This window comes from Martinezella miluonensis (assembly GCF_900094545.1).
Lineage (GTDB): Bacteria > Pseudomonadota > Alphaproteobacteria > Rhizobiales > Rhizobiaceae > Rhizobium > Rhizobium miluonense.
The window spans coordinates 38,987-50,480 of record NZ_FMAH01000045.1; the positions used below are offsets into that span (position 1 = coordinate 38,987).

Annotated in this window: 7 protein-coding genes; 5 read left to right on the forward strand and 2 right to left on the reverse strand. The window is 61.3% G+C overall.

All coding sequences use genetic code 11. The features are described from left to right. Positions 1-98: 98 nt before the first annotated feature. The gene (locus GA0061102_RS26745) at positions 99-7,088 is read right to left on the reverse strand and encodes an apolipoprotein A-IV repeat region-like domain-containing protein (RefSeq protein WP_092854860.1); all 6,990 of its coding nucleotides are present in this window, start codon (positions 7,086-7,088) and stop codon (positions 99-101) included. A gap of 492 nt (positions 7,089-7,580) precedes the next feature. Between GA0061102_RS26745 and GA0061102_RS26750 the strand changes: the two genes are divergently transcribed. Both GA0061102_RS26750 and GA0061102_RS26755 read left to right on the forward strand, forming a co-directional pair. After that, positions 7,581-7,943, forward strand: a complete 363-nt coding sequence (locus tag GA0061102_RS26750; protein ID WP_092854861.1) for an Hpt domain-containing protein — start codon at positions 7,581-7,583, stop codon at positions 7,941-7,943. A 145-nt stretch (positions 7,944-8,088) separates the two neighbouring features. Next, positions 8,089-8,409, forward strand: a complete 321-nt coding sequence (locus GA0061102_RS26755) for a 2Fe-2S iron-sulfur cluster-binding protein (protein WP_092854874.1) — start codon at positions 8,089-8,091, stop codon at positions 8,407-8,409. 435 nt (positions 8,410-8,844) lie between these two features. On the opposite strand, the gene GA0061102_RS26760 is transcribed toward GA0061102_RS26755, so the two are convergent. Further along, positions 8,845-9,468, reverse strand: coding sequence for a DUF922 domain-containing Zn-dependent protease (locus tag GA0061102_RS26760; protein ID WP_425348569.1), 624 nt, complete (start codon positions 9,466-9,468; stop codon positions 8,845-8,847). A gap of 92 nt (positions 9,469-9,560) precedes the next feature. Here GA0061102_RS26760 and folP point away from each other — a divergent pair, with 92 nt between their 5' ends. From folP to folK, 3 genes are all read left to right on the forward strand, one after another. Then, positions 9,561-10,430 (forward strand): dihydropteroate synthase, encoded by an 870-nt coding sequence (folP, locus tag GA0061102_RS26765; RefSeq protein WP_092854865.1) that lies wholly within the window; start codon positions 9,561-9,563, stop codon positions 10,428-10,430. Between the two features lie 61 nt (positions 10,431-10,491). Next, positions 10,492-10,863, forward strand: coding sequence for a dihydroneopterin aldolase (gene folB, locus GA0061102_RS26770; RefSeq protein WP_004109018.1), 372 nt, complete (start codon positions 10,492-10,494; stop codon positions 10,861-10,863). Continuing rightward, positions 10,847-11,374 carry a 2-amino-4-hydroxy-6-hydroxymethyldihydropteridine diphosphokinase gene (folK, locus tag GA0061102_RS26775; protein ID WP_425348568.1) on the forward strand — a complete coding sequence of 176 codons (528 nt, stop codon included), beginning with the start codon at positions 10,847-10,849 and terminating at the stop codon, positions 11,372-11,374. The genes folB and folK overlap by 17 nt, the downstream gene beginning before the upstream one ends. Positions 11,375-11,494 lie beyond the last annotated feature (120 nt).

Sequence of the window (11,494 nt, forward strand, 5' to 3'; positions counted from 1 at the left end):
CGGAACCGCCCTTTTTCATGCCGTCAGATATGAGAACTCCTCGAATCAAAATCCCCGGCATCTTGCCGGGGATTTCAGCATTTCGTCTTTTCTCAATCTCAGTTCAGGCGGCCTGCCGCATGCGCCAGCATGGTGTAGACCTTGCCGGTGTCCGAGGTGAGATAGGATTGCGTGACGGTGCGGTCGCGATCGGTACGGGCAACGTCGGCAAGCAGCTTCTCGAAATCGGCGATGTAGCGATCGACCGCGGTGCGGAACTCCGGCTCGCGATCATACTTGCGCTTGATCTCGTCGAAGGTCTGTTGACCCTTCAGCGTGTAAAGCCGGCGGGTGAAGACATCCCGTTCGCCGCGCTGGTAACGGCGCCACAGATCAACCGAGGCGTCGTGATCGATAGCGCGGGCGATATCGACCGACAGGGAGTTCAGCGACTCGACGACGTGACGCGGGTTGCGAGCCACGGGGGCGGACGCCTGCTCAGACTGCGATTTTGGTGCCGCCTGACGGGCCGGCTGCAGGCCGGCGTTTTCGTCGCGCGAGGCGCCACGCAGCAGGTCACTGATCCAGCCGCCGCCAGCCGCCGTTTCAGGGCGGGCCGGAGCCGGCGTTTCGGCCGGGCGCTGCGGTTGAGCTACGGGACGTTCGGCGGAGATGGAGCCGCGCAGACCGAGGGATTCGATTGAAGGCTGCTGCGGCAGCGGCGCCGGCTGCTGAACGCTCTGTTGCGGTGCCTGCGGCTGTGGAGCGGGCTGCTGCGGCCTGGGAGCCGGAGCGGCAGCTGCCGTCGGAGCAGGGGCTGCCGGTTGCGGCCGCGGTGCCGGCTGTGCATCGGCCAAGGCGCGAGCTGCGGGCTCGGAGATTTCCAGCTGCTGCGTCGAGCGGCCGACGATCTGCGAGATGTCCTGCAGGGCCTTGATCTGCTCTGCCACGGCACGACGCATGGCTGCCGCGCTTTCCTTGGCCTCTTCCGGCAGGTCGAATGCGCCGCGCTTCAGCTCGCTGCGCGTCATATCGAGTTCCTTGCGGATATCGCCGGCCGAGCGACGGATCTCGTCGGTGGCACCGGCGAAGCGGCCGATGGCGTCATCCACGGCGACACGCAGTGTTTCGCGCAGCTGTTCGGCGGCGCCGTCAGAAGTCTTGCCGGCTTCGGCAAACATCCGCTCGACGTCCGACAGCGAAGCCGTCAGGCCGCCGCGCAGGCGGTTGGTGAGATCGGTGGAGCGACGCTCGGTATTGGCGAAGGTGCTCTCCATCGCCTGGCTTGCTTCCTCGCCGGCCTTCTGCAGCGAGCCGCGCATGCTTTCCGCTGCATCCTCGGCGCGCTTTTCGGCATCGGAGAGAACGCGGCCGATATCTGCGAAGGAGGACTGCACGCTCTGGCGCAGATTGCCGGTGACCTGGTTGGAGCGCTGTTCGGCGCGGTCGAAGGCGGTTTCCACCATGGAGCCGAGGGCACGCATGGTGTTCTCGATCTCTTCCGAGCGCTGAACTAGGCCGACAGCCAGGTTCTGCAATGCGGTTTCGCGTTCTTCCAGCGTCGATACGAGGTTCGACTGAGCCGCACCCAGGAGCTGGGAGGCCTGCGTCAGCACCTTGGAGTGGTCGTCGAAGCGGCCGACGATGCTGCCGACCTGCGACAGGGTCTGACCGGTGATTTCGGAGAGCTTGTCGACCTTGCCTTCGAGAAGACGGCTGGAGGCCGAAACCATCTCGCCGGCCTTCGTGGCGGAATCGGCGAAGCGTACCGAGGTGGCGCTGAGGCGATCGTCGACGCTTGCGAATTCGGCAGCGGCATTGTTCAGCAGGCCCGCGATCGCGGAGTTGTTTTCAGCCAGGCGAGCGATGATACCGTTGACGCTTGCCAGCAGGTTGTTTTCCAGCGCGCTGACGGTGCTGACAGCATGTTCGGTGCGCGATGCGATGGCGTTGATCAGGGCGGCGTTCTCTGCGCGCAGGCGCTCGGTGCTTTCCTGAGCTGCTGCCGAGATGAGGGCGGCCGCTTCCTGACCCGTTGCCGCATAGCGGTCGACGATCGGGCGAGCCTTTTCGTCGATCAGGCGCGACAATTCGGTCGAGCGTCCTGCCAGCATGGAGTTCAGTTCGCGGGTGCGCTCGTCGAGCGAGGAGCGAATGGAAGTACCGCGCGCTTCCAGTGCCTTGTCGACGTCAGCAAGCGTGGCGTCGATTTCGCGGGCGCGATCTTCCAGCGAGGTGCGGATGGCCGTACTGCGCTCCTCGAGCGCACGCTCGACCTGAGACATGGTGGACGCGATCTGCTCGCTGCCTCCGGCAAGCGTGTTGCGTATGGCAGTGCCGCGGGCTTCCAGCGATTGCTCTGCAGAAGAGAGCGTCTGCGAGATCGCGTTGACCTGATTGCTGACGAGACCTTCGGCTTCGGCAACCTTGTTGACGATTGCGTTGCCGGCCTCCGAGAAGGTCTGAGCGACGGCGGCAGCCTGGCTCGCCAGTCGGTTCTGCGTTTCCGAGACGCGATTGACGAGATCGTCGGAGCGCTCGGTCATGGCGCGTGTGAAAGTATCGCTATGGCTGCCGAGGTTTTCGGCAAACTGCTGGCCGGTGCGAGCCAGCAGATCGGCCGTGCGCGTGGCTTCGCTGTCCATTCCCTGTGCGGCATCGGCGACTGCCGTGCGCAGCGTGGTGGCGAGATTGGCCGCTTTACCCTCGATGGTGCGGTTGACGGCATCGAGACCGAGGTTGAGGGCACGATCCATTGTCGACAGACGCTCTTCGATGCGAGCGGCAGCTTCACTGCCGCTGGAGTCGATCTTGGCGGAGCCGGTTGCCAGGGTATCGGACAGTCGATTTCCTGCCGCATCGACCTGGGCGGCGACACCGTCCACACCTTCATGGATGCGGTTTTCGAGAGCGGACAGACTTGCCTCGACGCGCGAACCGGTTTCGGCAAAGCGGCTGTTCATGCCGTCGATCGACTGATTGAGGTTGGACGAGAAGTTTTCGGCCGAGCGGGCGATATCGCCAGCGGCCTGCTGAATGCGGCCGGCGATGTCGCCCGCTCCGCTGTTCAGACGATCTTCCAATGTCCGCGCGCTGGCGTCGATGGTTTTGCGCAGCGAGGCCTCGCGGTCTTCGAGCGACATTTCCAGCATGCTGGCGCTGGTCGCGATGGATGTGCCGATGGCGGTCGTCTGCTCGAGCAGAGTGTTGTCGATCTGAGCATGCGCATCGCGAAGCGTCAGGCTGATGGCGTTGCTGCGGTCTTCCAGGGTGGAACGCATGCGCTCATAGGCCGAGGCAAGGTTCCGATCCATTTCGGACAGGCCGGTACCAAGCGCATTTTCGAGCTGACGCGTCGTGCTGCCGAGAACGTTCTCCACGCGATCGGCGCCGCTGCCGAGCAAGCCCGACAGGGATTCTGTATGGGCGGCAAGCGAGCGATCGAGGCGATCCTGATTTTCGGTATAGGCGGCGCGAATGGCATCCGCCTTGTCGCCGAAGGCACCTGCCACGCGGGACTCTGCGCCGGAGACGCTGTCGAGCAGGGCGTTGGCGCGAGATTCCAGGGCGCTTTCGAAGCGGCTCTGGTTTTCTGCGAGTGAAATCGCAAAAGCCATGCTCTTGTCGTCGAGCGTATTGGTCAGCGCCTCATGGCCGTGCGTCACAGTGTGAGCGATGGCCTGGGCGCCGGTAGCGAGGGTTTCCTCGAGCTTTGCTTGGTTCTCCGAGAGCGCGATTGACAGCGCCATCGTTCTATCGTCGAGGCTGTTGACGATCTTGTCGTGGGTGCCTGCCACCGTGCTGGAGAGCGCATCGAGGCGGTTGGAAAGGGTGTCCTCAAGACGCGACTGAGTGCTGGAGAGGGAAATGGCGAGCGCCATCGCCTTGTCGTCCAGGGCATCGGCCAGTGCAGAATGGTTGTCGGTAAATGCGTTGGCGATGGCTTCTGCGCGATTGGCAAGTGTTGCTTCGAGACGCGATTGGCCACCCGTCAGAACCTCGGAAAGTGCCCTTGTCTTGCCATCGAGCGTGTCGGCGACGCGCTCGGCGTGACCGGAAACGGTGTCTTCCAGGCGAGCCTGGCTTTCGGAAAGGGCGACGGCGAGCGCCATCGTCTTGTCATCAAGCGTGTTGGCGACGCTTTCCGCATGACCGGAAACGGCGTTTTCCAGACGAGCCTGACTTTCGGAGAGGGCAAAGGCGAGTGCCCGCGTCTTGTCGTCCAGCGTGTTGGCAACGCCTTCCGCATGACCGGAGATGGCATTTTCCAGGCGGGCCTGGCTTTCGGAGAGGGCGATGGCGAGCGCCATCGTCTTGTCGTCCAGCGTATTGGCAACGCTGTCGGCATGACCGGAGACGGTGCTTTCCAGACGGGCCTGGCTCTCGGAAAGAGCGACGGCCAGCGCCATGGTTCGGTCGTCCAGCGCATTCGCCAGGGCAGCATGATTGCCGGCAAATGCCTTGATAATCTCCTCGGCGCGGGTGGAGAGCGTTTCCTCCAGGCGGCTTTGTCCGCTGGTCAAGGCCGCGGCGAGTGCGCCGGTCTTGCTGTCGAACGTGTTGGCGACGCGCTCGGCATGGCCGGAGACGGTTTCTTCCAGACGAGCCTGGCTTTCGGAAAGGGCAATGGCAAGCGCCATCGTCCTGTCGTCGAGCGCGTTGTTCACGCTTTCGGCGTGGCCGGATACGGTGCTTTCGAGACGGGCCTGACCCTCGGCAAGAGCGCGAGCCATGGCCCTGGTCTTTTCATCCATGGTGCCTGCGACCTGGTCGGCATGTCCGGAGACCGTGTCTTCCAGGCGAGCCTGGCTTTCGGAGAGAGCGATGGCGAGCGCCATTGTCTTGTCGTCGAGCGTATCGGCCAGCTTGCCATGCGTATCGGCAAGGACGCTCGTGATGGCGTCGGCGCGGCTTGCCAGGGTGTTTTCAAGGCGAAGCTGGTTTTCGGCAAGCGAGATCGCCAGCATTGAGGTACGCTCATCCAGAGCGGCGGTCAGATGCTGGTGAGAGCCGTTGACAGCGCTGACGATGCCTTCTGAACGCTCGGCCAACGTCTGCTCGAAACGCGACTGATTGTCGGCCAATGCGCCGAACAGGGCGTTGCTGCGCGAGGCCATGACGGCGTCGATGCGCTCATGGGCAGAGCCCAGTGCCTGCGTGATCTCGCTGGTGCGCGACGAGAGCGTATTGTTGATCTCGGTTGCGCGGCCGGTGAAGGCCGTGGTGAGCTCTTCCGTGCCGCTCTGCAGGGCAGCGGTGACATCCCGTGTCACGCCCTGTACGGCGTTGGTGAAGGTGCTCGCATGCGTCGATAGCGCGGAATGCAATTCGCCCGTACCCGAGGTGAGGGCAGACGAAATTCCGCTGGTGGCGTTGTTGAGAGCGGAGGTGATCTCATCGGCCCTGGAGCCGATCGCGCTTTCCAGCACTTCCTGGCCGGTTGCCAGAGTGGTTGCGAGCGCGAAGGACTGGTCCGTGAGAGAGGACCCGAGGCGTTCGATGCTGGAGGTCAGAATGCCTTCCAGAGCATCCGAGTTGCTGCCCAGAGATTGATTGATCCGGGCAAGGCTTTCCGAGAGCTTGCTGTCAAGCGTGCCTGCGCGCTTGTCGAAGGCGGAGGTGAATTCCGAGACGCGCTCGTCGAAGGTGGTCGAAAGCTGCGCAATCGTGGACTGGAAGCGTTCCTCGAAAAAGCCGGAACGGAGGTCGATGTCCATGATGGCGTCATCGGCCGTCGATTGCAGGCTCTGGCGGAAGCTGGCGCCTTTTTCGTCGAGCGACGAATTGAGCTTGGCAAGCACATTATCCAGCGTGCCGGTAATGGACCGTTCGCCGCCGGAGAGGCTCTCGCTGATTTCCCGGGTGCGGGCAACCAGCGTTTCGTTGAGCTGGCGGGCGCGGTCGTTGAGCGCGTTGTTCAGCTTTTCCGTGTTCGCATCGAGCGTCGAAGCACGGGTCTCGAACTGGCCGAGCAATTCCTTCCCGCGCTGGCTCAGCGTCGACGACAGGGCATCCATGCGGGAGTCGAATTCATGGCCGAGAGCGAGGCCCGAAGCATTCAGGTTCTGCAGGAGGCTGTCGGTCTTGGCGGAGAGCAGGGTTCCGAGCGCCTGGACGGCGGAATCCGACTTTTCCATCAACGCCGCGGCGCGCGTATCGATCATCGAGGCGAAGGCTTCGCCCGACGTGGACAGGCGCACTGCAATCTCTTCAGTCGCGAGCGACAGATCTTCCTTGATCTGGTCATGGACGCCCGAGATCGAGGAACGGATGCGTTCGGCGTGGTTGACGATCGCGTCGCGCTCGGCACCCAGTTCGTGCACAAGGCCGCGGACGCGCAGTTCGTTGTCGGCGTAGCTGCGCTCCAGCGCATTGACCTCGGTATGGACGAGGGTTTCCAGCTCGGTGGCGCGTGCAATGGTGCGCTCGATGCCTTCGTTCATCGCCGAAACTTCGCGACGCACGGCCTGGCCGACCGTCATGATGCGTTCCGAAGCGACGGTTTCGGGCTCGACGAGGCGCAGGGCCACCTCTGCCATCGAGCGAGCGGCGTTGCGCATATCATGCGCACGCGAAATCATCATGCCGAAGGCATAGAACAGGAGTACCGGAACGACGACACCGACGATGCAGGCGATGACGCCGGGAAGGGCGGCCAGATCGGCGATCGAATGGATGTTGCGGATCTGCTCGCCATAAAGAAGGAAGGCGAGGCCGACGCCGCCGATGATCCAGAACAGCGAAAAAATCGTGGCGTTGCGAACCGCGTGGCTTTGGGAACCGCCATCCAGCGCTTTCAGGATGCTGGCGGGGCTCGCACGGTTGCCGTCGTTGGCTGCAGCAAGGTTCGGGCTTCGCGGGGCCTCGGCGGGGCGGGACGCTGCGGCAGGGGAGGCTGCGCCGCGCGCGGTGCCGGCATTGCGGGCTGCATCGTCCTTGGTCTGCTTCATCGGCTGTTTGGGCGGCTCAGACACTTTTTGCTCCGGGACATCAGGCGTAGGACCGCTTCGAGACTCCAAGTTCTCGTCACTGAAATCGATCTGCAATGCTTCGTCCAATGCCTGAAAGGCCTTGTCCTCGACCGACTCGATGTACTTTTTGTTCGCCATGCGGTTACGCCTCGTTACAACTCACTCGGGCTTGCCGTGTCGTTTCCGGTATTCCGCCGCGTCCGGAAAAGACGAACCCTGCCTCCCGTGGGGTCCTCCGCCTCCGGTCGATACCGGGTTTGGATTTCCCATTACATTTCAGAGTGGATAACTGCTTTTTCAAACGGATGTTATGAAAACATTACCATCATCCACTTCTTGGGCAAAGGCACGCGCCATCTACCCAATTTACTAGTATCGTAGTGACACATTCCCCCAGTCATGACAATTAATTCCACCTTAAAGATAGTGGATCATTAAGGTGCCGTTAACCCTCTTTGTCTGTGCAACGCCATGAAAACCCAAGATTCTGAGCATGTTTAACGCACGTTAACCATGTCTGGAGTTTTGCGCCCTCAATGTGCCAAAATTTAACTCGATGGCCATTCCCCGGCCGCAAATATAGGGCGGGTCGCTAAAACAGTCATAGATAATAGACGGGAGCGTTGGCACATGGCAGCATTGAATATCGCATTTGAATCTCCGGACAACTCGCGCGGACCGACCGCGAGGCGGGCAATCGATCTTATTCATCTCGCAAAGCAGACGATGGGCGACAAGGCCCTGGAGGTCGAGGTGCTGCAGATGTTTGCGCGGCAAGCTCGTTCCTGCCTGCAGGAAATCGGTAGCGGCGATGCCAAGCGTATTCAGGCGGCATCCCATAAGCTGACGGGTGCGGCGAGCGCCATCGGCGCTTTCCGGGTTGCCGATGCGGCGGCGGCGCTCGAACAGAATACGGGCGATGCTGCGCAGATGGCCGCGGTCACCACATGCGTGATCGAGGCAGAGAACTTCATTCTCAAACTCTCGCGCTGAACCCGCAGATCCGGCAATCGCCAAAGTTTCTGCGCCGCCAGACGGATCAAACCGTTTCGGCGGCGCAAATGTTGACTGACCTGGCGAATTGTTGGAAGTAAAATTCCAGATCGTCCTTCACTCACGCATTTTGGAATTCGCTGACATGACCAAATTGACCATCATCGCCTTCGACGGCACACGCTTTGACCTCGACGTCGACGTGGGCTCCACCGTGATGGAGAATGCCGTGCGCAATTCTGTCCCCGGCATCGAAGCCGAGTGCGGCGGCGCGTGTGCCTGTGCCACTTGTCATGTCTATGTCGACGAAGAATGGACCGAGAAGGTCGGCAGCCCCGAGGCGATGGAAGAAGATATGCTGGACTTCGCCTTCGACGTTCGCCCGAACTCGCGCCTCTCCTGTCAGATCAGAATGAAGAGCGCCTTTGACGGGCTCGTCGTCCGCGTGCCGGAGCATCAGGCCTAAGATTTTCGGCTCGCGTGCCCATAGCTTGTGTTATCCTGCCGATCTGCCTGATGTGACGTTTCTTGTCCGTACCAAAAAGATGCCCCGCTCAGCTGGTGCAGCGAGCGAGGCGAGGCGGGCGCATCACCACAGGCAAGGGAGGAAACACCTGCAGCTTCAGGACGCGCCAGGAGAACACTTAGCGCATGCTTTGAAAACAAACCCCGACTGCGCCGAACAGCGAGTACGCCCGACGGCGCAGGCACTCAAAATCGTTCCGTTTCGAGACGTTGCCCGGTCTTTTGGAATCATCCGGTGCATTCTCTATGTTAGATAGAGAAAACCTATTTCAGATTCGCGTAAAGTTCAAAGAGCGAAATTACCCGACGATTCACAGATATAGTGGCCGTTTTCACACAATTGCCCACGTATCGGCGAAATGGAAGTCATTGCGATTTACTGCTGGCTGTTTGGCCGGGTGCGATAGTACAGCAATCTCTGCATGCGGCTCTGGAAGTTGATCGCTTCGATGCGGTCGAATCGGGCTTGATCGGCGTCGTGACGCTCGGTCTCCCGCGCCGTGACGGCATTGGCTCTTTCCTGAAGCGTGTCGCAATCGGCGGCTGGCCGCAGAGCCAGGATCTGTCGCTCCATCTGCTCGGCATGCTGACGGGCGATCTCGACGTGCCGGTTCTCATGGCGGCGGATATCGGCGGCCAGCGTATCCCAGATCATGGAGATCTGCTTGCTTGCGTTGCGGCGATCGCGCCAGCGGGGCAAGATGATTTCCGTAGTCACCGTTACTTTAACGCCGGAAATGTAGCATCGGCCACCTGACTCGCTATAGGTGGCGTTGCCGCCGAAGCGAATCTTCGTCGCGCCCGGGTGATGGCTGCTGGAGCCCATCGCAAGCGGTCCACGCTCGTTCAGCGACGCATCGAGTTCATCGGCGGTGCTGCCCTTGATGTCGAAATAGGAAATGGTCTTGCGGGCAACCACCTCGGCCCTGGCCATGTCGGGCATGCAAAACGCAAGCAATAGAGCGCACGAAATACTGAACTTATGGGATGCAAGCGGCATTCGTGTTGCTACCATGTTGAACTTCCGCGAACCTTGCGGCATAGCCACTGTGAGCGCAATATCAAGCGCAAGGTTTTTTCATTTTCAATGGGATGGAACGGTTCGTGACTGAGCTTCGCAGCCAAACTTGGCATGTCGCGCATGGGCGCAGCCTCGATGTCGGCCGGCAGAGCGCCATCATGGCCATCGTCAATGTGACACCGGATTCCTTTTCCGACGGCGGGCGCTACGAGGCAGTCGATGCGGCGGTTGAGCATGCGCTGGCCTGCGTCGAAGAGGGCGCCGCCATTATCGATATCGGCGGCGAATCGACGAAGCCTGGCGCCGACACCGTCAGCGCCAGTGAGGAGCAGGGGCGGGTGCTGCCCGTCATCGAGGCATTGCGCGGCAAGACCGACGCGCTGATATCGGTCGATACCTATCGTGCCGATACCGCACGAATGGCGATCGGAGCCGGCGCGCATATCGTCAACGATGTCTTCGGTTTGCAACGCGAGCCGGATATAGCTGCCTTGGCGGCGCAGACGGGGGCCGGGCTTTGCATCATGCATACGGGCCGCGACCGGCAGAAGCTGCCTGACGTGATCGACGATCAACTGCTGTTCCTCAACCGCTCGCTCGACATCGCGACTGCAGCCGGCGTCAACAGGCAGAATATCGTGCTCGATCCCGGTTTCGGCTTTGCCAAGGAGAATGCGGAGGAGAATCTGGAGTTGATGGCGCGGTTCCAGGCGTTGCTCCGGTTCGATCTGCCTCTCTTGGTCGGCACCTCGCGCAAGCGATTTGTCGGCACGATTACCGGACGCGATGCCGCGGACCGAGATGCCGGGACGGCTGCCACGAGCGCGATATTGCGCCTGCAGGGAGCAGCTCTATTCCGTGTGCATAATGTCGCAATCAACAGGGACGCGCTGGCGGTTGCGGATGCTATTCTCAGGACGCGCGCGAGACTTAAAGCATGATCCCGAAATATAGGGGGCGGTTTTCGAACGCCGTCGTGCCTGTTCGAAACGGAGGGACGCCATGAGCGTTGTGACATACACCATTACTTTGCAGAATTGTGCATTCTTTGCCCGCCACGGCGTGCATGATGAAGAAGAGTTTCTCGGGCAGCGCTTCTTTGTCGATGCCGAACTCGATGTGGAGGCCGGCGATGCGCTGGAGCGCGATTCGATCGATGATACCGTCAATTACGGCATCGCCTTCACCGTCATCGAGGAGATCGTCACCGGTCGCCGTCGTTATCTGATCGAGGCGCTGGCGCTTGATGTCGCCAAGGAATTGTGCCGGCGTTTTCCGAGCATCCGGCGCGCAAAGATCACAGTGCGCAAGCCCAATGCCCCGGTTCCGGGCGTTCTCGACTACGTACAGGTGAGCGTTGAGCATTTTGCCTGAGAATATAGCAGTGCGGGCGACGCTCGGTCTGGGCGGCAATCTGGACAATCCCGTGCGCGCCATGGCGCTTGCGTTGCGCGCGCTCGACGCGCGTGACGATTGCCAGGTGGTTTCGGTTTCGCGGCTCTACCGCACGCCCCCCTGGGGCAAGACGGATCAATCCTTCTTCTACAACTCCTGCGCGGCCGTCGATACGACGCTGGCGCCCGAGGCTCTGCTCGATGTCTGTCTCGACATAGAGCGTCAGATGAAACGGATCCGGATCGAACGCTGGGGGCCGCGGACGATCGATATCGATATCCTGACCTATAGTGATTTGGAGCAAGTGGAACCGCTGCTGTCCATCCCGCATCCGCGGATGACCGAGCGTGGTTTCGTGTTGATGCCCCTGGCCGATTTTGCCGGCGACCTCATCGTCAAGGGCCGCAGCGTCAAGGACTGGTTGCACGACGTCGATGTCGAAGGGATCGAGATCGCGGATACGAGCCAGGATTGGTGGCGATCCGCCTGACCTGAAATGAGAAAGGCCGGCATATGCAGCCTGTGTGGAAACGTTTGGAGGCTCCGGTTTGACCGGGGCCTCTTTTGGTTTCTGGGTCTATGCGGGTTTTGATGTTATGTTTATGGTGCG